At 64.5% G+C, this 23,791-nt stretch carries 25 protein-coding genes; 18 read left to right on the top strand and 7 right to left on the bottom strand.

Annotated features, from left to right (window positions below):
- Positions 1-36: 36 nt before the first annotated feature.
- Positions 37-927 carry a LysR family transcriptional regulator gene (locus AC1DW2_RS21035; RefSeq protein ID WP_477007103.1) on the bottom strand — a complete coding sequence of 297 codons (891 nt, stop codon included), beginning with the start codon at positions 925-927 and terminating at the stop codon, positions 37-39.
- A 97-nt stretch (positions 928-1,024) separates the two neighbouring features.
- On the opposite strand from AC1DW2_RS21035, the gene AC1DW2_RS21030 reads away from it, so the two are divergent.
- Together AC1DW2_RS21030 and AC1DW2_RS21025 are read left to right on the top strand one after the other, a co-directional pair.
- Positions 1,025-1,702, top strand: a complete 678-nt coding sequence (locus AC1DW2_RS21030) for a peroxiredoxin-like family protein (protein ID WP_477007102.1) — start codon at positions 1,025-1,027, stop codon at positions 1,700-1,702.
- A 124-nt stretch (positions 1,703-1,826) separates the two neighbouring features.
- On the top strand, positions 1,827-2,087 hold the full coding sequence (locus tag AC1DW2_RS21025; RefSeq protein ID WP_477007101.1) for an outer membrane protein: 261 nt from the start codon (positions 1,827-1,829) through the stop codon (positions 2,085-2,087).
- Between the two features lie 65 nt (positions 2,088-2,152).
- On the opposite strand, the gene hydA is transcribed toward AC1DW2_RS21025, so the two are convergent.
- Together hydA and AC1DW2_RS21015 are read right to left on the bottom strand one after the other, a co-directional pair.
- Entirely contained in the window at positions 2,153-3,607 is a 1,455-nt protein-coding gene (gene hydA, locus AC1DW2_RS21020) for a dihydropyrimidinase (RefSeq protein ID WP_477007100.1), read from the bottom strand.
- 114 nt (positions 3,608-3,721) lie between these two features.
- Complete coding sequence (locus AC1DW2_RS21015) at positions 3,722-4,330, bottom strand: TetR/AcrR family transcriptional regulator (protein ID WP_477007099.1); 609 nt, start codon at positions 4,328-4,330, stop codon at positions 3,722-3,724.
- Between the two features lie 103 nt (positions 4,331-4,433).
- Here AC1DW2_RS21015 and AC1DW2_RS21010 point away from each other — a divergent pair, with 103 nt between their 5' ends.
- From AC1DW2_RS21010 to AC1DW2_RS20985, 6 genes are all read left to right on the top strand, one after another.
- Entirely contained in the window at positions 4,434-5,129 is a 696-nt protein-coding gene (locus tag AC1DW2_RS21010) for a PspA/IM30 family protein (protein WP_071909451.1), read from the top strand.
- A 40-nt stretch (positions 5,130-5,169) separates the two neighbouring features.
- Positions 5,170-5,445 (top strand): YiaA/YiaB family inner membrane protein, encoded by a 276-nt coding sequence (locus tag AC1DW2_RS21005; RefSeq protein WP_014491840.1) that lies wholly within the window; start codon positions 5,170-5,172, stop codon positions 5,443-5,445.
- 261 nt (positions 5,446-5,706) lie between these two features.
- The gene (locus AC1DW2_RS21000) at positions 5,707-6,768 is read left to right on the top strand and encodes an amidohydrolase family protein (protein WP_477007098.1); all 1,062 of its coding nucleotides are present in this window, start codon (positions 5,707-5,709) and stop codon (positions 6,766-6,768) included.
- 71 nt (positions 6,769-6,839) lie between these two features.
- A complete protein-coding gene (locus AC1DW2_RS20995; protein WP_477007097.1) occupies positions 6,840-7,952 on the top strand; it encodes an amidohydrolase family protein in 1,113 nt (370 codons plus the stop codon).
- A gap of 21 nt (positions 7,953-7,973) precedes the next feature.
- Entirely contained in the window at positions 7,974-8,387 is a 414-nt protein-coding gene (locus AC1DW2_RS20990; protein WP_014491843.1) for a Rieske (2Fe-2S) protein, read from the top strand.
- A 73-nt stretch (positions 8,388-8,460) separates the two neighbouring features.
- Positions 8,461-8,667, top strand: a complete 207-nt coding sequence (locus tag AC1DW2_RS20985; protein ID WP_014491844.1) for a hypothetical protein — start codon at positions 8,461-8,463, stop codon at positions 8,665-8,667.
- Positions 8,668-8,826: 159 nt separating this feature from the next.
- Here AC1DW2_RS20985 and AC1DW2_RS20980 read toward each other — a convergent pair whose 3' ends face one another.
- Entirely contained in the window at positions 8,827-9,672 is an 846-nt protein-coding gene (locus AC1DW2_RS20980) for an SDR family NAD(P)-dependent oxidoreductase (RefSeq protein WP_166083544.1), read from the bottom strand.
- A 183-nt stretch (positions 9,673-9,855) separates the two neighbouring features.
- Between AC1DW2_RS20980 and AC1DW2_RS20975 the strand changes: the two genes are divergently transcribed.
- From AC1DW2_RS20975 to AC1DW2_RS20965, 3 genes are all read left to right on the top strand, one after another.
- Positions 9,856-11,352 carry an aldehyde dehydrogenase family protein gene (locus AC1DW2_RS20975; RefSeq protein WP_166083562.1) on the top strand — a complete coding sequence of 499 codons (1,497 nt, stop codon included), beginning with the start codon at positions 9,856-9,858 and terminating at the stop codon, positions 11,350-11,352.
- 119 nt (positions 11,353-11,471) lie between these two features.
- Positions 11,472-12,599, top strand: a complete 1,128-nt coding sequence (locus AC1DW2_RS20970; RefSeq protein ID WP_208084436.1) for an alkene reductase — start codon at positions 11,472-11,474, stop codon at positions 12,597-12,599.
- Positions 12,600-12,825: 226 nt separating this feature from the next.
- Complete coding sequence (locus tag AC1DW2_RS20965) at positions 12,826-13,332, top strand: GFA family protein (protein ID WP_231143646.1); 507 nt, start codon at positions 12,826-12,828, stop codon at positions 13,330-13,332.
- On the opposite strand, the gene AC1DW2_RS20960 is transcribed toward AC1DW2_RS20965, so the two are convergent.
- Positions 13,286-13,828, bottom strand: coding sequence for a TfoX/Sxy family protein (locus AC1DW2_RS20960; RefSeq protein ID WP_477007096.1), 543 nt, complete (start codon positions 13,826-13,828; stop codon positions 13,286-13,288). The two genes, AC1DW2_RS20965 and AC1DW2_RS20960, sit on opposite strands and share 47 nt — an antisense overlap.
- Before the next feature lie 40 nt (positions 13,829-13,868).
- Here AC1DW2_RS20960 and AC1DW2_RS20955 point away from each other — a divergent pair, with 40 nt between their 5' ends.
- On the top strand, positions 13,869-15,530 hold the full coding sequence (locus AC1DW2_RS20955) for a thiamine pyrophosphate-binding protein (RefSeq protein ID WP_477007095.1): 1,662 nt from the start codon (positions 13,869-13,871) through the stop codon (positions 15,528-15,530).
- Positions 15,531-15,759: 229 nt separating this feature from the next.
- On the opposite strand, the gene AC1DW2_RS20950 is transcribed toward AC1DW2_RS20955, so the two are convergent.
- The gene (locus AC1DW2_RS20950) at positions 15,760-17,139 is read right to left on the bottom strand and encodes an LLM class flavin-dependent oxidoreductase (RefSeq protein ID WP_477007094.1); all 1,380 of its coding nucleotides are present in this window, start codon (positions 17,137-17,139) and stop codon (positions 15,760-15,762) included.
- 285 nt (positions 17,140-17,424) lie between these two features.
- On the opposite strand from AC1DW2_RS20950, the gene AC1DW2_RS20945 reads away from it, so the two are divergent.
- From AC1DW2_RS20945 to AC1DW2_RS20920, 6 genes are all read left to right on the top strand, one after another.
- Positions 17,425-18,810, top strand: a complete 1,386-nt coding sequence (locus AC1DW2_RS20945; RefSeq protein ID WP_477007093.1) for a M20 family metallopeptidase — start codon at positions 17,425-17,427, stop codon at positions 18,808-18,810.
- A 100-nt stretch (positions 18,811-18,910) separates the two neighbouring features.
- Positions 18,911-19,822, top strand: coding sequence for an amino acid ABC transporter substrate-binding protein (locus AC1DW2_RS20940; RefSeq protein ID WP_063985668.1), 912 nt, complete (start codon positions 18,911-18,913; stop codon positions 19,820-19,822).
- 117 nt (positions 19,823-19,939) lie between these two features.
- Entirely contained in the window at positions 19,940-20,671 is a 732-nt protein-coding gene (locus AC1DW2_RS20935; RefSeq protein ID WP_063985667.1) for an amino acid ABC transporter permease, read from the top strand.
- Positions 20,672-20,675: 4 nt separating this feature from the next.
- Positions 20,676-21,368: an amino acid ABC transporter permease gene (locus AC1DW2_RS20930; protein WP_166083568.1), complete on the top strand. Its 693-nt coding sequence runs from the start codon at positions 20,676-20,678 to the stop codon at positions 21,366-21,368.
- Between the two features lie 12 nt (positions 21,369-21,380).
- On the top strand, positions 21,381-22,112 hold the full coding sequence (locus AC1DW2_RS20925; protein WP_014491857.1) for an amino acid ABC transporter ATP-binding protein: 732 nt from the start codon (positions 21,381-21,383) through the stop codon (positions 22,110-22,112).
- A gap of 207 nt (positions 22,113-22,319) precedes the next feature.
- The gene (locus AC1DW2_RS20920; protein ID WP_166083569.1) at positions 22,320-23,180 is read left to right on the top strand and encodes a D-amino-acid transaminase; all 861 of its coding nucleotides are present in this window, start codon (positions 22,320-22,322) and stop codon (positions 23,178-23,180) included.
- A 138-nt stretch (positions 23,181-23,318) separates the two neighbouring features.
- Here the strand turns inward: AC1DW2_RS20920 and AC1DW2_RS20915 are convergent, their stop codons facing one another.
- A complete protein-coding gene (locus AC1DW2_RS20915; protein WP_007615070.1) occupies positions 23,319-23,780 on the bottom strand; it encodes a carboxymuconolactone decarboxylase family protein in 462 nt (153 codons plus the stop codon).
- Between the last annotated feature and the right edge of the window lie 11 nt (positions 23,781-23,791).

Genomic DNA, 23,791 nt, shown 5'->3' with positions numbered 1-23,791 from the left:
AGCCCGCTGTGCCCGCGGAACGGTCCGGCGCGTCGCTCATGGCGTCTGCTTCATGTCGGTCGCGAGATAGTCCACCAGAGCGCGCACCTTGGTCGAGGGGCGGCGGCCACCCGGGAAGACGGCGTAGACGTCGATGGGCGAAAGCTTGTAGCTCTTCAACAGTGGGACCAGCGTGCCGGCGGCGATCTCGGGTCCGGCCATGATTGGCGATGTGATCGCGATGCCGAGCCCCGCCTGCACACAGGCGAATACGCCGGGGCCGGAATCGGTGGTGATGCGGCCGCGGACATCGACCGATGTCTCCGCTCCGTTCCGCGTGAACGACCAACTGGTGCGGCCGGACTGGCCTGGTCCGAAAATGCAATCGTGGGACGCGAGGTCCGCCGGCGTTTTCGGTGTGCCACAGATGGCAAGATAAGACGGCGATGCCACCACGAGGCGCGGCAATATCCCGAGACTTCGCGCGCCAAAGCTGGAGTCGTTGAGCAGGCCGAGCCGAATGGCGACATCGGTCCCCTCTGCGACGAGGTCCTGGCGTTCGTCGACCACGGATAGCTCGACGCGCAGCAGCGGATGCGCAGCCAGGAATTTCGGCAGGCGCGGGATGATGTTCCGGGCGCCGTACATGACGGGCATCGTGATGCGGATCGTGCCACGCAGCGAGTCGATGCCGCGCGCGGCGTCCTCGGCGTCCTCGATATCGGCCAGCACTTCGCGTGCGCGGGTGAGGAACAGCGCGCCGGCGTCGGTGACGGTGATGCGGCGCGTGGTTCGCAGCAGCAGCTTGACGCCCAGCCGGGCCTCCAGCTCGCCGATGATGCGGGACACCGAGGGCTGCGACAGGCCGAGCTCGCGTGCGGCCTTCGAAAAGCTGCCGCTCTCCGCCGCGCGGACGAAGACGGCCAATTCCTGGAGCCGGTCACTCATTTGAAATCCAGATAAATGTTCTCCGTATCGACCGTATACCCCTTCATTTTCGAATGATCCAGATAGGACGGGCCAACAGCAAAAGATGGAGCTACCCATGGCCCTTCAAGACAAACTCGATGCCTTCAAAGCCGACTTCGAAGCCGGCCGCTTCCCGCTCAAGCCCAACCAGGAGGCGCTCGACACCATGCAACGCGCCACCGCCGAACTGATCGCGAGCGGCCAGGCGCAGCGCGCCAAGAAGGCCGGCGACGCCGCGCCGGAATTCATCCTCAGGGATCCCGACGGCAAGCAGGTCGCGTCGCGCGACCTGCTCGCGAAGGGACCGCTGGTCGTGTCGTTCTATCGCGGCGTCTGGTGCCCGTATTGCAACCTCGAACTCCAGGCGCTGCAGGAGGCGCTGCCGGAGATCGCCGCACGTGGTGCGAGCCTGGTTGCGATCTCGCCGCAGACCGCGCCGAACAGCCGTAAGTCGGAGCGCGAGAACAAGCTGTCGTTCCCGATCCTGAGCGACGTCGCGAGCGGCCTCGCCGACGCCTTCGGCATCCGCTTCGCGCTACCGGTCGATCTCGTCTCGCTCTACAAGTCCTTCAAGAACGACCTGCCGACGTTCAACGACAATCCGGCCTGGGTGCTGCCGATGCCCGCGCGCTACGTCATCGGCCGCGACGGCATCATCGCCTATGCGGAGGTGAACCCGGATTACACGCATCGCCCCGATCCGTCCGAACTGTTGCCGGTGCTCGACCGGTTGCGGGCCGGCAAGGCGGCTTGAGTCGTTCGCCATTCCGGGGCGAGCCGACGTGCCCACGAAACGTGGTCGCGATTTCGCCCCGGAATTCCAACGGCGTCGCAGGTCTGTCCCCGGCAGAGCATGGTGCTGTTTCCGCTGTGGCGTGTTGAACTGGCTTGCTTATGGCCGCGGCGGCGTCGCCTGGACGCGGGAAAAGGCCGACAATGTTGTCACGCCTCCGCTTCTTGGATTCCCGGTCGATCCCAAGGCGACCGCGACGCGCACTGGCTGGACCGCCGGTGTCGGCCTCGATTGGGCATTCGCGCCGCACTGGTCGACGAACTTTGCGTACGACTACTATGATTTCGGCGCCAACGATTTCGTTCTGACCAATTCCGTCCCGCCAGTGACCTTCAGCGGAACCTGAAGGACAGAATCCACGCGGTGACCGTCGGTGTGAACTATCGCTTCTGACCGACGACTGGAGAATCCCTACGGCGTGACCGCCCCGCGTGCGACCGCACGCGGGGCGGTCAGTTGCTTCCACGTCGAGTTGGCGACGTGCACCGGCGAGAACGCCGGACGTTCGATGTAGTGGCCGTCGCCGGCCTCGGCGCGCAGATCGCCAGCCTTCCAGACGACGCGGCCACGCGAGAGCGTCGCGGCCGGTCCGCCGGTGCAGGCGAAGCCTTCGAACACGTTGTAATCGATCCGGCTCATCTGCCGCTTCGCGCTGATGGTCTTGCTCGCCTTGGGGTCCCACACCACGACATCGGCATCCGAACCGACGGCGACCGCGCCCTTGCGCGGGTAGATGTTGAGGATGCGCGCGATGTTCGCCGAGGTCACGGCGACGAATTCTTCCTTCGTGAGCCGTCCCGTGGCGACGCCCGCGGTCCACAACAGTGCGAGCCGATCTTCGAGGCCGCCGGTGCCGTTCGGGATCTTCCTGAAATCGCCGAGCCCGAACCGCTTCTGCTCCGTGGTGAAGGCGCAATGGTCGGTGGCAACCACCTGGAGCGAGCCTGATTGCAGGCCGGCCCAAAGACTGTCCTGATGCGATCTGTCGCGGAACGGCGGCGACATCACGCGTTGCGCGGAATGATCCCAGTCCCTGTCCTGGTACTCGCCGGCATCCAGCAGCAGATGCTGGATCAGCGGCTCGCCATAGACGCGTTTCCCAGCAGCCCGTGCGCGGGCAATCGCCTCATGCGCTTCGCGGCAACTCGTGTGCACGATATAGACCGGCGTGCCCGTCATGTCGGCGATCATGATGGCGCGGTTGGTGGCTTCGCCCTCGACCTCCGGCGGCCGTGAGTAGGCGTGGCCCTCGGGGCCGGTGACGCCGCGCGCGATCAGCGCTTCCTGCATCAAGGCGACGACGTCGCCGTTTTCCGCATGCACCACCGGCATGGCGCCGAGATGGGCGCAGCGCGCGAACGAGTTGTAGAGCTCGTCGTCGTTCACCATCAGCGCGCCCTTGTAGGCCATGAAATGCTTGAAGGTGTTGATGCCGTAGGTTTTGACCACGGTCTCCATCTCGTCATAGATCTGCTTCGACCACGACGTCACCGCCATGTGGAAGCCGTAGTCGGTCGCCGCCTTCTCGGATTTGTGCCGCCACTCCTGATAGGCCGCGAGCATCGACTGGCCGGGATCGGGCAGGCAGAAATCCACCACCATGGTGGTGCCGCCGGTCAGCGCCGCCTTCGTTCCGGATTCGAAATCGTCGGCAGTCACCGTGCCCATGAACGGCATTTCGAGATGGGTGTGCGGATCGATCCCGCCCGGGATGACATAGGCGCCGCCGGCATCGACGATCTCCGCGCCCGTCGGTGCATCGAGCGATGTTCCGATCGCGACGATGGTCTCGCCGTCGATCAGCACGTCCGCACGGCGCGAATGATCATGATTGACGACGGTGCCGCCGCGGATGAGGAGGGGCATGGGAGACTCCGGAGAGAGGACGAGACGCGGCGAAAGCTAAGCGTGCTGCCAGCGATGCGACAGGCGAAATTTTAGTCAGGCGCCGCCACCGGTTTCGCTGCGCTCTCTCGGCTTCTACGCCGCCCGCGCGATCAAGCCGTCGATCATCGCCCGCACCAGGCCCGCGATTTCCTTCCGCAGCGCCGGCAGCGGCACGGCGACCAGCCTCTGCTCGAGCCCCAGCGCCACCATGCCATGCACGGCCGAGAACAGGCTGCGTGCGGTGATGCCGAGCTCCTCGGTCCCTCTGTCTGGAAATAACGATGCCAGTGGCGCGTAGATGTGTCGGAACAGCTGCAACTGGTCGTCGACGGACCAGTCGGGGACTTCCTTGCCGGGCTCCATGCGATGCTCGAACATTGCGCGCCAGAGCTCGAGATTTTCTGCGGCGAAATCGCAATAGGCGATCGCGATGCGGACCAGCGTCTCCTGCGGCGACGGATTGCCCGCGCTCACCGCCGCGCTGAGCACCTTGTCGAGCCGGAGTAACGTGCGCGAGCCGACGCGTAGGACCAACTCGTCCACGTCGGCGACGAGATTGTAGACTGCGCCATTGGCGCAGCCGATCTCGCGGGCGAGATCGCGGGTTTTGAGACCCGCCAACCCTCGCTCAGCGATCATCCGCTCAGCCGCCTGGATCAGGTCGGCCCGCAGTTTCTCTCGACGTTCCAAGGCTTTAGTCATCTGTTAACCAAATTCTTGAGCGACGCTCAAATATTTATTGAACGATGTTCAAGGTCTCTGCTACAAACCATCTGTGAGCAACGCTCATAACAGGGAGCAGCAAATGTTCAAGACCGTAGTGACACTTTTCCGCGGCAGCGTGGCGGCCGCGGGCGAGGAACTGGAAGACCGTACGGCCCTCCTGATCCTCGACCAGCAGATGCGCGACGCGGCCGCCGCCGTCGAGCGCAGCAAGCGGACGCTGGCGCTGGCGATCGCCCAGGACCAGCAGGAAGGCCGCAAGCTCGAGGCGACCGTCGCCCGCATCGCCGATCTCGAGACCCGTGCGGTTGCGGCGCTCGACGGTGGCCGCGAGGACCTCGCCAAGGATGCCGCCGAAGCCATCGCGGGCTTGGAGGCCGATCGCGATGCGGCGATGACCGCACGCGCATTGTTCGCGACCGAGATCATCCGGCTGAAGCGCCATGTCGCAAGCGCGCAGGCCCGCATCACCGAGCTCGATCGCGGCCGTCGTGTCGCCCGTGCCTCGGAAGCGGTGCGCTCGCTTCGCCGCAGCGGCATCGAGGCGGCACGCCCTTACGAATCCACGCTGCCGGAAGCGGAGAGCACCTTGAGGCGCCTGCGCGACCGGCAAATGGAAGCCCAGGCCGCTGACGACGCGCTGGTCGAGCTCGATGCGGCCAGCGGTCCGCTCGCCACCGCCGAACGGCTCGCCGAGCAGGGCTTTGGCCCCCGGCTCAAGACGACCGCGGACGACGTGCTGGCGCGGTTGAAGTCCAAGCGCATGCCGACTGCCTGACCCCAAACCCCATCATCATTCGAACCGACAGGAGACCATCATGAACCAGAACGGCCAGCCCCACAGCAGCGCCTGGGTGACCTTCACTTACGCGTCCTTCGCAGCCTCCGCGTTCCTCGTCGCCATCGGCATCTTCTTCCTGCCGATCGATCTCTGGATGAAGGGCTATCTCACCATGGGCATCGTGATGCTGATCCAGACCTGCATCACCCTGACCAAGACGGTGCGCGACAATCACGAGAGCAGCCGGCTGGTGAACCGCATCGAGGATGCCAAGGCCGAGCGCCTGCTCATGGAAGTGTCCAAGGCGGCCTGAGGCGAGAGCGCATATAAGCGCGAAGCTACCTGCAATATGGAGCGGCGGATGCCCCGGCATCCACCGCTCGCGCCGTGAGACCATCCATCCTCGAGCGGTCGCCCCGAGCGGCGATCGCGGAGCTTCGTATCGCGCCTGCGAAATGCAACCGAGCCATGACGGATCGCGCGGGCGGGCGACCTTGCGCGCCAGCGCGGGCAGGGGCACTCTGCGCAAGCGGCGCACAAGAACGCCGCCAATAAGATTGCGCGAGGAAGCTTCATGGCGGTGACGCGGATCGACTGCGATATCCACCCGGCAGTTGGTGGCACGCGCACAACGCTGCTTCCCTATCTCAGCGATCACTGGAAAGAGCAGGTCGTGAGCCGCGCCATCGACGGGCTTGATCTCACCTCCTATCCGCCGAGCATGCCGCTGACCGGCCGTGCCGACTGGCGACCGGCCAATGGCGCCAAGCCCGGCTCCGATCTCGCCATGGTGCAGAAGGGCGCCTTTGATCAATTGGGCGCCAGCCACGCGATCCTCAACGTGCTCTATGGCGCGCAGGCCGTATTCGACGCCTATATGGCGGCGGATTTTTGCAAGGCGATCAACGACTGGATCGCCGCCGAATGGCTGTCGCGCGATCGCCGCCTGCGCGCCTCCATCGTGGTGCCGATGCAGGACCCGGATCTCGCGATCGAGGAGATCGAGCGCCGCGCCGGCGACAATCGTTTCGTCTCCATCCTCGTGTTGGCACAGGGCGAGACGCTGCTGGGGCGGCGGCATTACTGGCCGGTGTACCGGCTTGCCGAGAAGTACCAGCTACCGCTGGCGATCCATGCCGGCACGCAATATCGCCAGGCGCCGAGCTCGGCCGGCTGGCCGTCGCACCGCTACGAATATTATTTCGTCGAGGCGCAGGCGTTTCAGGCGCAGATCCTGAGCCTCATTTATGAAGGCGTTTTCGGCAAGTTTCCCAACCTGAAGGTCGTGCTGATGGAATCCGGCGTGAGCTGGCTGCCGGCCTTCATGTGGCGCGCCAACAAGACCTGGCGCGGCGTCCGCGTCGAGGTTCCCTGGGTCGAACGCGAGCCGGCTGCAATCATCCGCGACAATTTCCGCGTCACCATGCAGCCCTTCGACGCGCCGGGCGACGCCAAAAGCGTCGAGGAGATCATCGACCAGATCGGCTCGGAAAAGATGTTCCTGTTCGCGTCCGACTATCCGCACTGGCAGTTCGACGGCGACGATCCGATCCCGCCGAACCTGCCGAAGAGCATCATCGCAAAGATGTGCGTCGACAATCCGCTGGAAACGTTTCCGCGGTTGTCGATCAACTGACGCATGATCCGGGAAAGTGGGTACCGGTTTCCCGATAAGATCATGCGCAAACAAAAAGTTTGGAGGATCGCATGAGTGACGTCATCGACCGCCCGCTGCTCGACGAAGAAAAGCCCGCCACCTCGCGGCTGCGCATCGTCGATTGCGACGTGCATCCGAGCCTGCGCTCGACCGACGATCTCAACGAGTTCCTGCCGAAACGCTGGCAGCAGCATCTGAAGGAGTATGGCAGCCATCTGCGCACGCCCTATCTCTTCACCACGCCCTATCCGCGCTCCTCGCCACTGATCGCGCGCCGCGATGCGTGGCCGCCGACCGGCGGGCCGCCCGGCTCTGATCTCGCCTTCATGCAGAAGCAGCATCTCGATCCACTCGATGTCGAGTTCGGGATCTTGCAGGTGCTCGATCTCTTCATCTTCTCGCAGCAGAATTTGGAATTCGGCGCCGCGATCCAGCGCGCCATCAACGACTGGCAGCTTGCGTTCTGGTCGCATCGCGATCCGCGCCTGAAGGCCTCGATCCTGGTCGGGCAGGACGGCGTGGATCTCGCCATCGCCGAGATCGAGCGCTGCGCCAAGGTCGGTGAGTATATCCAGATCAACGTCTCGCCGCGCGCCAACGAGCCGCTCGGCCGCCGCCGCTACTGGCCGATCTACGAGCGCGCCGAGGCGCTGGACCTGCCGCTCGGCATCCATGTTGGCGGCTATGGCGGCCATGCGCCGACCGGTGGCGGCTGGCCGTCCTATTATGTCGAGGAGCATCAGTCCAACGCGCACACCATCGCGGCGCAGCTTGCGAGCCTCGTCATCGAAGGCGTGCCGGAGCGCTTTCCGAAGCTGAAGATCGTCTTCATCGAGGGCGGCTTCGGCTGGATCCCGTCGGCGGTGTGGCGGATGGACCAGCATTTCGAACGCTTCCGCAGCGAGGTGCCGCATCTCAGGCGCAAGCCGTCGGAATATGTGCGCGAAAACTTCTGGTTCACGACGCAGCCGATCGACGAGCCCGACGAGGCGCGGCATCTGCGTTCGCTGATCGAATGGGTCGGCATCGACCGTCTTCTGTTTTCGTCGGACTATCCGCACTGGGATTTCGACGATCCGCGCTTCGCCTTCAAGACGCCGCTCTCTGAAGCCGAGCGGAAGAAGATCTTCAGCACCAATGCCCGCGCGGTCTACAAGTTCTGAGCAAAGAGGTTCTGAACGGATATGGCCCGTCACATCGTCGCGCGCACCTCGGAGATCCCGCCCGGCGGCAACAAGGTCGTCGATATCGCGGGCCGCGACATCGTCGTGTTCCACGTTAACGGCGAGTTCTTCGCGCTGTTGAACCGCTGCCCGCATGAGGGCGCCCCGCTGGAGAAGGCGGCATGCGTAGCGCGGCTGACCTCGCCCGAGCCCGGAATCTATGAGCGCTCGCGCGTCGGCGAGATGCTGCGCTGTCCCTGGCACGGCTGGGAATTCGACATGCGCAACGGCCAGTCCTGGTTCGATCCGAAACGGGTCAAGATCCGGTCCTATCCGGTCGCGGTGGAACGTGGCGAAGAGTTGCAGAAGGGCCCGTATGTCGCCGAGACGTTTCCGGTGCATGTCGAAGACAGCTATGTGATTGTCGAGGTCTGAGCCGGCATTGCCGATTGAGATTCGAACGCAGGTGCGTTATGGCTCTCGCGCTTTCCAGAGGCGGAGATGAGCTTTGTCGAAACAATCCCTGCGTGAGGAGGCCGAGCGCCTGATCCGCGAATCGATGGAAAAGAAGACCATCGTCGTCAAGCAGGGCTCGACCCGCATCGAGGCCGTCTGCGGCAAGTGCGGCGCGCCGAACCGGGTGCAGGCGGAAAAGGGCCAGAGCCGGGTCAAGTTCGCCTGCAAGAATTGCGGGCATCAGCAGGAAACGCTGTAGGGCGCTTGCGCGGTATTGCTGCGCCGCGAGGCTCTAACTCCTCATCCTGAGGAGCCCGCTGAAAGCGGGCGTCTCGAAGGATAGAGGCCGAGCTGTCGCAGCGGGGCCTTCATGGTTCGAGACGCGCGTTCCGCGCTCCTCACCATGAGGGTCTGATAGTCACTCCCCCTTCACGAACTTCGCGAACGCGTCGGCATAGTCCGGGTGCCAGCGCGACAGCGGCGGGCGGTTCTCGACGATGTCTCCCGCCGCCCACAGCATCCGCTTCTCGTCGAGCGCGCGCGGCACGTCGTTGTCCGGACACAGGATGTAGAAGTCGCCGGCCTCCAGCCGCGCCAGCATGAAATCCACGGTCTGCTCAGCCGTCCAGGCTCCGGCCGGCTTCTCGGTGCGGCCCTTCGCGGTCAGGCCGGTGAAGACGAAGCCGGGGATCAGCAGATGCGCGGTGATGCGGCAGTCCTTCGTGTTGCGCAGCTCGTGCTGGAGCGCTTCCGTAAAAGCCTTCACGCCGGCCTTGGAGACGTTGTAGGCGGGATCGCCGGGCGGCGTGGTGATGCCCTGCTTCGAGCCGGTGTTGATGATGAGGCCGCGCCTGCCGCGCGCGATCATGCCGGGCGCGAAGATGCGCGAGCCGTTGATGATGCCCCACATGTTGACGCCGATGATCCGCTGCCAGTTATCGGGCTCGCCGAACAGCGTGCTGCCCGGCTGGATGCCGGCATTGTTCATGAGGATGTCGGTGCTGCCGAAGCGCTCGCGCACGGCGCGTTCCAGTTCCGTCACGCTCTCGGCCTTGCTGACGTCGACCGCGAACGTCATCACATGTGTGGCAGGCGTGACGGATGACAGTTTTGTTGCAGCTTCCGCCAGCCGCGCCTGATCCACATCTGCGATGCACACCTTCAAGCCGGCGCGCGCGAAGGCCAGCGCGGCAGCCAATCCGATGCCGGATGCGCCGCCCGTGATCACGGCGACATTGTCTTTGACGATGGCGGAATGTGGCATGGTTGGTCTCCGGGGAAGGGCTCGGTCGAGCTATAACATGGCACTCGCGCGACCCTGCACAAGTCGGCATGGGAGGTCTTCGTTCCACGCCGCCTTTACGCCTTTCCGGCGGCGCTGTATTCTATTCGACCTAACGATCCCGCCCAGATCGAACCAATCAATCATTTGACAGGGAGTGCAGCCATGGCTGTGTCGCAGGCTATTCCGATCACGCGCCATCCGTTCGCCAACGGGTCCTACAAGCAGATGCTGATCGGCGGGAAGTGGGTCGATGCTGCCTCAGGCAAGCGCTTCGAGACCCACAACCCCGCCACTGGCGAATTGCTGGCGACGGTCGCCGAGGGCGACAAGGAAGACATCGACCGTGCGGTCGCCGCCGCTCGCCGTGCCTTCGAAGGCCCCTGGAGCAAAGTAAAACCGTTCGAGCGGCAGAACCTGCTGCTCAAGCTCGCCGACCTCGTCGAGAAGAATTTCGACGAATTGTCGCAGCTCGACACGCTCGACATGGGCGCGCCCCTCAGCCGCACCCGCGCCTATCGTCTGCGCGCCGTCGGCATGTTGCGCTATTACGCCGGCCAGACCACCGCGATCCATGGCGAGACCATCGAGAACTCGCTGCCCGGCGAAATCTTCTCCTACACGCTGAAGGAGCCGATCGGCGTCGTCGGTGCCATCATTCCCTGGAACGGCCCGCTCACCGCGACGATCTGGAAGATCGGTCCGGCGATCGCGACCGGCTGCACCGTGGTGCTGAAGCCTGCCGAAGAGGCGCCGCTCACCTCGCTGCGCATCGCCGAGCTGGCGATGGAAGCCGGCATTCCGCCCGGCGTCATCAACGTCGTGCCCGGCTATGGCGAGACCGCGGGCGCTGCGCTTGCCTCGCATCATGATGTCGACAAGGTCGCCTTCACCGGCTCGCATGTCACGGGACAATCGATCATCCGCGCCTCGGCCGGCAACCTCAAGCGCGTCTCGCTCGAGCTCGGCGGCAAGTCGCCGGACATCGTGTTCGCCGATGCCGATCTCGATGCCGCCGTCCCCGGCGCTGCGATGGCGGTTTTCGCCAATTCCGGCCAGATCTGCAGYGCCGGCACACGCCTGTTCGTCGAGCAGTCGGTCTACGAAGAGTTCGTCGGCCGCGTCGCCGAGTTCGGCAAGAAGCTGCAGGTCGGCAACGGCCTCGATCCCAATGTGCAGATCGGCCCGCTCGTGTCCGAGGAGCAACTCAAGCGCGTCACCGGCTATCTCGACATCGGCCAGAAGGAAGGCGCGCGTGCGCTCGCCGGCGGCGGTCGCGTCACCGAAGGCGCGCTGTCGAAGGGCTTCTTCGTCTCGCCGACGGTGTTCGCGGGCGTGCAGGACAACATGCGCATCGCGCAGGAGGAGATTTTTGGTCCCGTCATCTCCGCGATCGCGTTCAAGGACATGGACGAACTGGTCAAGCGCGCCAACAACACCACGTTCGGCCTCGGCTCGGGCCTGTGGACGCGCGACGTCAGCAAGGCCCATGCGGTGGCGAAGAGCTTGCGCGCCGGCTCGGTGTGGGTGAACTGCTACCAGGCGATGGACCCGGCCGTGCCCTTCGGCGGCTACAAGATGAGCGGCTACGGCCGCGAATCCGGCAAGCAGCACGTCGAGGAATATCTCAACGTGAAGGCCGTCTGGATCAAGACGGCGTAGGGCCTGCTCTCTCCGGCGTTCCGCGAGAGGGAATATCTGCTTTTAATGGGGCGGCGCCTTTTCCAGGGGCCGCCCCTCGCTATATGATCCGCATCCTTCCATAGCCGTCTGAGGCCCACATGAAATTCGAGGCGTTGTTCAAACCGTTGCAGGTCGGTCCGTACAAGCTCGCGCATCGCGTCGCGTTGGCGCCGCTGACGCGCATGCGCGCCGAGCGCGAGAGTTTTTCGCCGCGGCCGCTCAACGCCGAATATTACGGTCAGCGCGCCACGCAAGGCGGCTTGATCATCGCTGAAGCGTCCCCCGTGCTCTCGCATGGCCGCGGCAACCCCGCGACGCCCGGCATCTATTCGGAGGCGCAGATCGCCGGCTGGCGCAAGGTGACGGATGCCGTGCACGCCAAGGGCGGCATCATCTTTCTTCAGCTCTGGCATGTCGGCCGCGTCTCGCATTCGTCCTTCCACGGCGGTGAGCCGCCGGTCTCGGCTTCGGCGATTGCGATCAAGGCCGAAGGCATGAAGGCGATGACCGCCGACGGCAAGATTTCTGATTACGAGACCCCGCGCGCGCTGGAGACCGACGAGGTCAAGGGCATCGTCGAGGCCTTCCGGCAGGGCGCCAAGAACGCGCTCGCCGCCGGCTTCGACGGCGTCGAGATCCACGGCGCCAACGGCTACCTGCTCGAGCAGTTTTTGCAGTCGCGCAGCAACCAGCGCACCGATCAGTATGGCGGCGGAATCGAGAACCGCGCGCGGCTTCTGCTCGAAGTCACGCAGGCCGCCATCGACGTCTGGGGCGCGAACCGCGTCGGCGTGCGGCTGTCGCCCCACGGCATCGCCAATGATTCCGGTGAGCCCGATCCGATGCCGCTTTACACGCACGTCGTGAAGGCGATCGACAAGCTCGGCCTTGCCTATCTTCACTTCATCGAGCCGCGCTCCAGCGGCGCCGGCCGTGCCGACGTCCACTGGGAGAACGTGCCCTCCGCAATGGTGCTGTTCCGCCCGCTCTACAGCGGCGTGCTGATGACCGCCGGCGGCTTCACCGGCGAGACTGCGAATGCGGCGATCGCCGACGGCCACGCCGACATCATCGCCTTCGGCCGCATCTTCATCTCCAACCCCGATCTGCCGCGCCGCCTTCGGCACGACTATCCGATCACGCCGTATAACCGCGCGACGTTCTACGGCGGCGAGGAGAAGGGGTATACGGATTACCCGGTGTATGACGAGCTCGCGACGGCGTAGAGACCTTCGTAGCCCGGATGGAGCGCAGCGAAATCCGGGTTTCTCACCTCGCCGATAGACTTCCCCGGATTGCGCTTCGCTCCATCCGGGCTACAGGTCTATATTCGTAGCTCCGACGAGCCCACAAACTCCGTCATTGCGAGCGTAGCGAAKCAATCCAGAGTCTTTCCGCAGAGGCAGTCTGGATTGCTTCGCTGCGCTCGCAATGACGACGGAAGGACCTACCATGGCCAAAGCCGCAGTCGCCGCAGGAACCGCCACCGGCCAATGCCTCTGCGGCAAGGTCACCTTCGAGATCGACGTCCCCGCGCGTTGGGCCTGGCATGATCATTCGGCCGCTAGCCGCCGTGCCCACGGCGCGGCCTATGCGACCTATGTCGGAAGCTGGAAGAAGCGCTTTCGCATCACCTCGGGGAAAACCGCGCTCGCCCGCTACGAGGACAAGGCCACCAGGACCGCGCGCAGCTTCTGCGCCCATTGCGGCACGCCGATCGCGTACGAGCGGCCGCGCGGGCCGCACATGGTCAACATCCCCCGCGCCCTGTTCAACGAGCGCACCGGCCGCCAGCCGCTCTATCACATCGCGATCGAAGAGCTCCAGGAATGGGCCTATACCGGCGAGCCGCTGGTGCCGCTGAAGGGCTTTCCGGGTGTGGTCTGGCAGCGCTCGAAAAAGAAGAAGCGCGCTAGCGGCGAAGACCCTTTCGAGCTCGGCCGCGAGGAGGTGCTTTAGCCTTGGCGGCGACCTTGGTCTTCGCCGCAACAGCCTTCCGCGGCGCCGCTTTGCGTCCCGCCGCATTCGCCGCCACGAAGTCGAGCCCGCGCTTGACCCATTTTTTCAGCTCGGCATCGCTCTGATAGCCGTCCGGCGCGACGCGCACGAAGCCGGTCATGATGCGCCCGCGCATTTCCATCGGGCTTGTGTGCGGCTCCTGCAGCATGCGTGCATGCGCTTCCGGGCCGACGCGGATCAGCATGCCGCCGCGCCCGCTTACGGTGCAGCACATGGTGTTGTTCACCATGAAGCAGAGGCCGCCCATCATCTTCTTTTCCGCGACGTCTCGCTGACCCGCCAGCAATTTGCGCACCCGCGCCGCGGTGTTCTCGTCATAGGCCATCGCGTTTCCCCGTGCAGGCTTACGCCCGAGCATGTTCCCAGCTTGCCCGCGCCGACGCAAGTCTGCCATGACGGCGCTTCCTTGCGTGCCTCGGCCAAGTTCGGCCATCATGCCTCACCTTGCGGCAGCACCCGCGGGGCCTGGAGGAAACATGAAGAACAAGATTACCGGCCGCTCCGCTTTTCTCGCGCTGCTCAAGGACGAGGGCATCACCCATCTGTTCGGCAATCCCGGCACCACCGAGCTGCCGATCATGCATGCGCTGAAGGACCATCCTGATCTCACCTATGTGATGGCAATGCAGGAGAGCCTGGTGGTGGCGATTGCGGATGGCTACAGCCGCGCCTCCGGCAAGCTCGTCGCCTGCAACGTCCATGTCGCGCCGGGGCTCGGCAACGCGATGGGCTCGCTCTACAACGCCCAGTTCACGGGCACGCCGATGATCCTGACCGCCGGCCAGCAGGAGCAGGGCCACGGCCTGATGGAGCCGGTGCTTTATGGCCCGCTGGTGCGGATGGCCGAGCCGCTGGTGAAATGGGCGGTCGAGGTGACGCGGCTGGAAGATCTGCCGCGCATCGTCCGCCGCGCTGCCAAGGTCGCGATGACGCCGCCGACCGGGCCGGTGTTCATCTCGCTGCCGGGCGACATCCTCAACAGCGAGGCCGGCATCGATCTCGGCCGCTCCACCCGCATCGATGCTCGCGTAAAGCCGTCGGACGAGGCACTGAAGGCGTTTGCCGCGCGGCTGCTCAAGGCCGAACGTCCCGTCATCGTCACCATGGACGAGGTGGTCAAGAGCGATGCGCTGAAGGAGGCCGCCGAACTCGCCGAGCTGCTTGGTGCGGCCGCCTATCAATCCTCGACGCCCTACGGCTCGCATTTCCTCTCGGAAAGCCCGAGCTTCGTCGGCGCGCTGGCGCGCGTGCAGAAGGTCGCGCGCGACACGCTTGCGCCGTATGACCTCCTGATCGCACTCGGCGGCGATCCCTTGCGGATGTCGGTCTATAGCGAGGTCGACGCGCTGCCTGACGGACTCGGCATCGTCCAGATCGGCCTGGTCGATTGGGAGATCGCCAAGAACTACGGGGCTGAAATCGCGCTCAAAGCGGATCTGAAGGAAACGCTGCGGGCGCTGATCCCGGTGCTGAAGGAGATGGGCGGCGCTGCGCTGGCAAGCCGTGCAAAGCAGCGCCTCGCCGAGCTTGCACCGAAGAACTGGACCGCGCGGCGTGCTGCGCTGGTCGAGCAGATCGGCAAGACCGCCGGCCGCAGCCCGATCGATCCGGACGTCCTGGTGCTGCAAATGGTCGAGGCCATGCCCGGTCATGCGATCCTCGTCGACGAAGGGCTGACCTCGAGCCGCCAGATCACGGCGCTGCGTCCGCACCGCGACCGCTTCGGCTATCATGGGCTTGCCTCCGGCGGCATCGGCTGGGGCCTGCCGGCCTCCGTCGGCGCCAGCATCGCCAATCCGGATCGCCCGGTGGTGTGCTTCTCCGGCGACGGCAGCGCGATGTATTCGATCCAGTCGTTGTGGACGGCGGCGCATCACAAGCTGCCGCTCAACGTCGTCATCGCCAACAATGGCGGCTACCGCATCATCAAGCAGCGCCTGCTCGCCTTCCATGGCGACGACAATTACGTCGGCATGGATTTTGCCGATCCGCCGGTGGATTTCGCAGGGATCGCGAAGGCGCTCGGCTGCGAGGCGATCAAGATCAGCGATCCCCGGGAGTTGAAGGCGACGCTGGCGTCGGCGTTCGGCCGGCCGGGGACGAAGCTGATCGAGGTGATGGTGGACGGGAAGGTGTAGGGCAGCGCGCCATCGCGTCGGTGCTCGCCACGATCTCAGCTGTCATCGCCCGACTTGATCGGGCGATCCAGTATTCCAGAGACGGCTGTGATTCCTCGATAGGCCGCGGCGTACTGGATGCCCCGGTCCCGGCTCCGCCAAGGCTACGCCGGGGCCACAAGGGTGCTCGGCCGCCGAAGCCTTTGGGCGAAGGCGGCAAGCCGGGGCATGACAGCGTACCTAGCGGCTTCTACCCCTTCTTCCCCACCCGATACCCCGCCGCCGGATGCGGCGCGCCGAGCCTCGCGCGGCCGTCGCCGAACAGCTTCTCCCGCAATGTGCCCTTTGCGTATTCCGGCTTGTAGCGGCCGCGCTTGGTCAGCTCCGGCACCAGCATGTCGGCGATGTCCTCAAAATCGCCGGGCGAGATCGCGAACGCGACATTCAGCCCGTCGACGTCGGTCTTCTCGAACCAATCCTCGATCTTGTCAGCGACGCTCTCGGGCGTGCCGACCACGACCGGGCCGGCGCCGCCGATACCGACATGCTCGATGACGTCGCGGACGGTCCAGACGCGGTCGGGGTCGCCGCGCGTGACGTTGTCGAGTGCGCTGCGGCCGGCATCGTTCTGGACGTGACGCACCTGCTGGTCGAGCTCGTAGCCGGAGAAGTCGATGCCGGTCCATCCCGACATCAGGGCCAGCGCGCCTTCCGGACTGATATGCGACCGGTAGTCGGCATACTTGGCCGCCGCTTCGGCTTCCGTGTTGCCGAGGATGATCGTCATCATGTTGAACATCAGGATCTCCGCCGGATTGCGGCCGAGCGCGGCGGCTTCCTGGCGGATCGCGGAGACGCGCGGCGCAATGATCTTGGCTGACGGTCCTGACATGAACACGCATTCGGCATGCTTCGCCGCGAACTGCCGGCCGCGCGGCGAGGTGCCGGCCTGGTACAGCACGGGCGTCCGCTGCGGCGATGGCTCGCTGAGATGGATGGTGTTGTTGATGCGGTAATTCGCGCTCTCATGATTGATGCGATGAACCTTGCTCGGATCGGTGAAGATGCCGCGCTTGCGGTCGCGCAGCACCGCGTCGTCCTCCCAGCTCCCTTCCCAGAGCTTGTAGACCACCTCCATATATTCGTCGGCGATGTCGTAGCGATCGTCGTGTCCGGTCTGCTTGTCCTTGCCGGCGCCGCGCGCGGCGCTGTCGAGATAGCCGGTGACGACATTCCAGCCGATCCGTCCCTCGGTGAGATGGTCGAGCGTCGACATCCGCCGCGCGAACGGGTAGGGCGGCTCGAAGGACAGATTGCTGGTGACGCCGAAGCCGAGATTTTTCGTCACCGCCGCCATCGCCGAGAGCAGCAGCAGCGGCTCGTTCGACGGCGTCTGCGCTGCATTGCGCAAGGCCGCGTCAGGGCTGCTGCCATAGACGTCATAGACCCCGAGCACGTCGGCCAGGAACAACCCGTCGAAACGGCCGCGTTCGAGCGTCCTGGCGAGATCGATCCAGTAGGGCAGGCGGTTATATTCGGCGGTGCGATCGCGCGGGTGGGTCCACAGCCCGGGTGATTGATGCGCGACGCAATTCATCGCAAAGGCGTTGAGCCTGATCTGCTTGGCCATGATGATCCCCCGGCGCCCTGTACCGAGCGCTCTTCGAATGATAAACGTGCGCCTCAACTTGGCGAAGTTCTTGCATATTCTTGGCCCTTGGCAAGGGCCAAGAATAGAAAGGCTTGCGCTTGGCAAGGCCAAGATCAGCGGCGCTCCCGCTCTTGGCAAGCCAATCTCAAGAGAGCAAGAACGAAATCGCAAGAGAACTACAAGAACTGTCCAAGTCCCCGCCACTTTCGAAGGGCTACCTGTCTCGGGTAAGGTCCTTCGTCCCAACGCCTCGAAAAACCAGCCATGACCAGAGCCGACGCCATCGCCCGCGCCCGCGACGATTTCAAATCCGGTGCGTTCCTCACCGAGCTCGACCGCCGCGTAGCCTTCAAGACCGAAAGCCAGAATCCGTCGCGCGGCGCCGAGCTGCGCGGCTACCTGGAACAGGAGATGATGCCCTCCTTTGCTGCGCTCGACTTTACCAGCCGCATCGTCGAATCCCCGAGCGGCAAGGCGCCGTTCCTGTTCGCCGAGCATCACGAGAGCGCGTCAGCGCCGACCGTGCTGATCTACGGCCATGGTGACGTCGTCGACGGCATGGAGGGGGAGTGGCGCGACGGCCGCGATCCCTGGCGCACGACGGCTGCGGGCACGCGGCTCTATGGCCGTGGCACCGCCGACAACAAGGGCCAGCACAGCATCAACATGGCGGCACTCCGCGCGGTGCGCGAGGCCCGCGGCGGCAAGCTCGGCTTCAACGCAAAATTCATCATCGAAATGGGCGAGGAGATCGGCTCGCCCGACCTCGGCAAGGTCTGCGACCTCAATCGCGATGCGCTCAAGGCCGATTTGTTCGTGGCCTCCGACGGACCGCGCCTGTCGGCCGACCGGCCGACCTTGTTCCTGGGCTGCCGCGGCGGCATCCGCATTCATCTCGACGTCAATCTGCGCGACGGCGGCCATCATTCCGGCAATTGGGGCGGCGTGCTCGCCAACCCCGCGACCATTCTCGTCAACGCGATCTCGACGCTGGTCGACGGCCATGGCCGGCTTCAGCTCGACGCGCTGAAGCCGCCGCGGCTCACCAACCAGATCCGCAGCTATCTTGCCGACGTGCAGGTGGTGCCGACCGCGGACGAGCCGGCGCTCGCGGAGAACTGGGGCGAGGAAGGGCTGTCGGCCGCCGAGCGGCTCTATGCCTGGAACACGCTCGAAGTGCTGGCGATGTCGTCCGGTAATATCGAGAAGCCCGCGAATGCCATCCCCGGCCACGCCAATGCCGTGCTGCAACTGCGTTTCGTGGTCGGGACCAAGGTCGACGGCCTGATCGATGCGGTCCGCGCGCATCTGGTGCAAAAGGGCTTTCCGATGGTCGAGGTGCGGGCCGCCCAGAGCTTTGCGGCGTCGCGCACCGATTTCGACAGCCCCTGGATCACGTGGGCGGCGGATTCGGTGAAAGAGACCACCGGCAAGGCGCCGGCCGTTTTGCCGAATTTCGGCGGCTCGCTGCCCAACGACGTGTTTTCCGAGATCCTGGGCCTGCCGACGATCTGGGTCCCGCACTCCTATCCCGGCTGCTCCCAGCATGCGCCCAATGAGCACATCCTGCTGCCATTGACCGAAGAGGCCTTGACGGTGATGGCCGGGCTGTTCTGGGATCTCGGGGAATTGCCCAAGCCATTAAGCTGAGCCATTAACCTGAGCTGCAATCCAGCCGAAAGTCACATTCTAATCCGGCCCAATCTGTGCTTGCATCCGGGCCGCATCATCCTGAAAGGGGAATAAAAAAGTGAGACATTTCCGTAGCATCGGCCTCGCGCTCGCCGCGACCTTCGCCGTCAGCCAGGCCGGGGCCCAGGAGCTGACCGGCACGCTGAAGAACATCAAGGACACCGGCGCCATCACGCTCGGCTTCCGCGATTCCTCGATCCCGTTCTCCTATCTCGACGACAACCAGAAGCCCGTCGGGTTCGCGATGGACATCTGCTACAAGATCGTCGACGCCGTGAAGAAGGAGCTCAAGCTCGACAAGCTCGAGGTCAAGCTCAATCCGGTGACTTCGGCGACCCGTATTCCGCTGATGGCCAACGGCACGATCGACCTCGAATGCGGGTCGACCACCAACAATGCCGACCGCCAGAAGCAGGTGGCCTTCACCAACACGCACTATCTGACTGCCAGCCGCTACGTCTTCAAGAAGTCGAGCGGCCTGAAGTCGATCGACGATCTCAAGGGCAAGACGGTGGTCTCCACCGCCGGCACCACCAACATCAAGCAGCTCACCGAGGCCAATGTCGCGAAGAGCCTGGGTGCCAATATCATCCCGGCCAAAGACCATGCCGAGGCCTTCCTGATGGTCGAGACCGACCGCGCGGTCGCCTTCGTGATGGACGACGTTCTGCTCGCGAGCCTCGTTGCCGGCTCGAAGACGCCGGACGACTATGTCATCTCCAAGGACGCGTTCTCCAAGCCTGAGCCCTACGGCATCATGTTGCGCAAGGACGACGCGCCGTTCAAGAAGGTGGTCGATGCAGCAACCGCTGCGCTCTACACCTCCGGCGAGGGCCTGAAAATCTACGATAAGTGGTTCACGGCCAAGATCCCGCCGAAGGGCCTCAACCTCAACACCCCGATCTCGGCCGAGCTGAAGAACGAGTTCGCGAAACCTTCGGACTCGCCGAACCCGGACGACTACAAGTAAGATATAACCTCGGTCTCCGGATCGGGATCATGTCCGGCCACTCTTGACACCAGGGTGGCCGGACATTTGCATAGGCGCCTGCGACTTCCATGATTGGCGCGTTCGCGCGGGGGACACGTGAACTACCACTGGAACTGGGGAATCTTCTTCGAGCCGAACCCGATGGGGACCGGCACCTATCTCGATATGCTGCTGTCGGGACTGGTGTTGACCCTCAAGACGGCGGCGCTCGCCTGGATCATCGCGCTGATCTTCGGCTCGCTCGTCGGCGTCATGCGCACGCTGCCGTCCAAGGGCGCCTACTGGTTCGGCTTCTGCTGGGTCGAGTTCTTCCGCAACATGCCGCTGCTGGTGCAGCTGTTCCTGTGGTTCTTCGTGCTGCCGGAATTGCTGCCGAAGGCCGCCGGCCTCTGGCTGAAGCAGCTGCCGAACGCGCCGTTCTGGACGGCCGCGATCGGCATCGGCTTCTTCATGTCGGCCCGCGTCGCGATACAATTGCAGGCCGGTATCGGCTCGCTGCCGCGCGGCCAAAAAATGGCGGCGACCGCGCTCGGGCTGACCACCGTGCAAGGCTATCGCTACGTGCTGCTGCCGATGGCGTTCCGCATCATCCTGCCGCCGCTGACCTCCGAGTTCCTCAACACCATCAAGAACACGGCTGTCGCCATCACGATCGGCCTGATCGAGTTGACTGGTCAGGCGCGCTCGATGCAGGAATTCTCGTTCCAGGTGTTCGAGGCTTTCACGGCCGCGACCTTGCTCTATCTCCTTGTCAACGCCATTGTCGTGACCGCGATGCGCTTCCTCGAGCGCTGGGTCGCGATCCCCGGCTACATCACGGGGAAATAGCACCATGTTCAGCAATCTCGATTTCGAGGTCATCCGCCGCTCGCTGCCCTATCTGTTCTACGAGGGCATGACCTTCACGGTGACGCTGACGGCGCTCGCCGCCCTCGGCGGCCTGATCTTCGGCACGGCGATCGCCCTGATGCGGCTGTCCGGCTACAAGACACTCGGGCGCATCGCGGGTGTCTATGTCGACTTCATGCGCTCGCTGCCGCTGGTGCTGGTGATCTTCTGGTTCTATTTCCTGGTGCCCTATATCGGGCAGTGGGTGACCGGCGCCTCGCGTCCGATCAGCGTCGGCGCGTTCGCATCCTCGCTCATCACCTTCATCATGTTCGAGGCGGCGTACTTCTCCGAGATCATGCGCGCCGGGATCCAGTCGATCTCGCGCGGCCAGCCGGCCGCCGCCAACGCGCTCGGCCTGACTTACGCGCAGACCATGCGCTACGTCGTGCTGCCGCAGGCGTTCCGCAACATGCTGCCGGTGTTGCTGACGCAGACCATCGTGCTGTTCCAGGACACCTCGCTGGTCTATGTGCTGTCGATCCCGGACTTCCTCGGCGCGGCCAGCAAGGTCGCGCAGCGCGATGGCCGTCTGGTCGAGATGTATCTGTTTGCCGCCGTCGTCTACTTCACCATTTCCTGCATCGCGTCTTTCGGCGTTCGCCGCCTCCAGTCGCGCATCGCCATCATTCGATAGAGCGCATCGGTCATGATCGAAATCAGCCACGTCAACAAATGGTACACCCCGACCTTCCAGGTGCTGACCGACTGCACCACCAGCGTGACCAAGGGCGAGGTCGTCGTGGTCTGCGGCCCCTCGGGCTCGGGCAAGTCGACGCTGATCAAATGCGTCAATGCGCTGGAGCCGTTCCAGGAGGGCGACATCAGCGTCGACGGCACCAAGGTCAATGACCCCAAGACCAATTTGCCGAAACTGCGTTCGCGCGTCGGCATGGTGTTCCAGCACTTCGAGCTGTTCCCGCATCTGAAGATCATCGACAACCTCTGCCTCGCGCAGCAGAAGGTGCTAGGACGGTCGTCCGACACGGCTGTGGCAAAGGGTATGCAGCTCCTGGACCGCGTCGGCTTGAAGGAGCAGGCGCAGAAATTTCCGGCGCAGCTCTCCGGCGGCCAGCAGCAGCGCGTCGCGATCGCCCGCGCGCTTGCCATGGACCCGATCGTCATGCTGTTCGATGAGCCGACCTCGGCGCTCGACCCCGAGATGGTGAGCGAGGTGCTCGACGTCATGGTCGATCTCGCCCGCGAAGGCATGACCATGATGGTCGTCACCCACGAGATGGGTTTTGCCCGCAAGGTCGCTAACCGCGTCATCTTCATGGACCGCGGCGAGATCGTCGAGGACGCGGCGAAGGAGGACTTCTTCGGCAAGCCGCGCAGCGACCGCGCGCAGAAGTTTCTGTCGAAGATTCTGTCGCATTAACCTCTGCTGTCGTTCCGGGACGCGCCTCTTGGCGCGGGCCCGGAATCCATAACCACCGGCCGGGGTTATGGATTCTCTGATGCGCAATTGCGCATCAAAGCTCGTCGCTTCGCGCCGCCCCGGAATGACGGGTTGAGGGTTTCGTGACCCCAACAAATCCCGTATACGGGCAGGCAAATCCCCCTTTCCCTCCCCAGGAGACCTGCCTTGGACTCGATCGCCTACGTCAACGGCTCATTCGTCCCGCTCTCGGACGCCAGAATCTCGGTCCTCGATCGCGGCTTCCTGTTCGCCGACGGCATCTACGAGGTCTCGGCCGTGCTCGACGGCAAGCTGGTCGACAACGCTTCGCACCTGACGCGGCTGGAGCGCTCGGTCGGCGAGATCAAGCTGAAGCTGCCGGAGACGGTCGAGCGCATCACCGAGCTCCAGAAGGAGCTGATCGCGCGCAACAAGGTCGAGAACGGCCTCGTCTATCTCCAGGTCACGCGCGGCGCCGACAAGGGCCGCGACTTCGCCTTTCCCAAGGGCGACGTCAAGTCGAGCCTGGTGATGTTCACCTCCGAGAAGGACATCATCAACGCCGCCTCGGCCAAGACCGGCATCAACGTGATCACCGTGCCCGACATCCGCTGGGAACGGCGCGACATCAAGAGCGTGGCACTGCTCGCGCAGGTTCTGGCGAAGCAGGCCGCGGCCGAAGCCGGCGCCGGCGAGGCCTGGATGCTGGAAGACGGCTACGTCACCGAGGGCGGTTCGTCCTCGGCGTTCATCCTGACCAAGGACGACGTCATCGTGACCCGCAAGAACTCCAACGCGATCCTGCCGGGCTGCACCCGCAAGGCCGTGGTGGCGCTCGCCGAAGAGCGTCAGCTTCGCGTCGAGGAACGTTCCTTCACGGTCGCCGAGGCGCTCGCCGCCAAGGAAGCCTTCGCCACCTCGGCGTCGCTGTTCGTCCAGCCGGTGGTTGCGATCGACGGCAAGAAGGTCGCCGATGGCAAGCCCGGTCCGATGGCCACGCGGCTGCGGGAGATCTATATCGAGTTCGCCAAGGCGACGGCGGTTTAGGCCGCAAACTCCGCTATCGTAGGGTGGGCAAGGCGAAGCGTGCCCACCATTCCTTCAGCGAAGGCGTCAGAAGACGTGGGCACGGCGCAAGTGCGCCTTTGCCCAACCTACGAGATTTGCCCGAGAGGAAGCGCCGTCCTACGCCACCGACGCCTTCACCTTCACCGGATGCACCGCGCGGAACGCGATCGCGATTCGGTTCCAGGCATTGATCGCCCCGATCAGCATCGTCAGGTTCACCGTCTCCGCATCGGAGAATTGCGCGCGGACCTGCTCGTAGACGTCGTCCGGCGCGTGGGTCTCGGAGATCAGCGTCACTGATTCCGTCCAGGCCAGCGCGGCCCGCTCGCGATCGGTATAGAGCGGGGATTCGCGCCAGGCGTTGAGCAGATAGATGCGCTGTTCGGTCTCGCCGCGCTTGCGGGCGTCCTCGGTGTGCATGTTGATGCAGAAGGCGCAGCCGTTGATCTGCGACGCCCGGATCTTGACGAGCTCGATCAGCGATTTCTCGAGGCCCGTGGACTGGATCTGCTCCTCCAGCGCCATCAGCGCCTTCATCGTGTCGGGGGCGGCCTGGTAGAAGTTCATGCGGGGCTTCATAGTCGTTCTCC

It is taken from the genome of Bradyrhizobium sp. P3_C3 (assembly GCF_056402655.1).
This window is presented reverse-complemented; position numbering and strand designations above follow the sequence as displayed.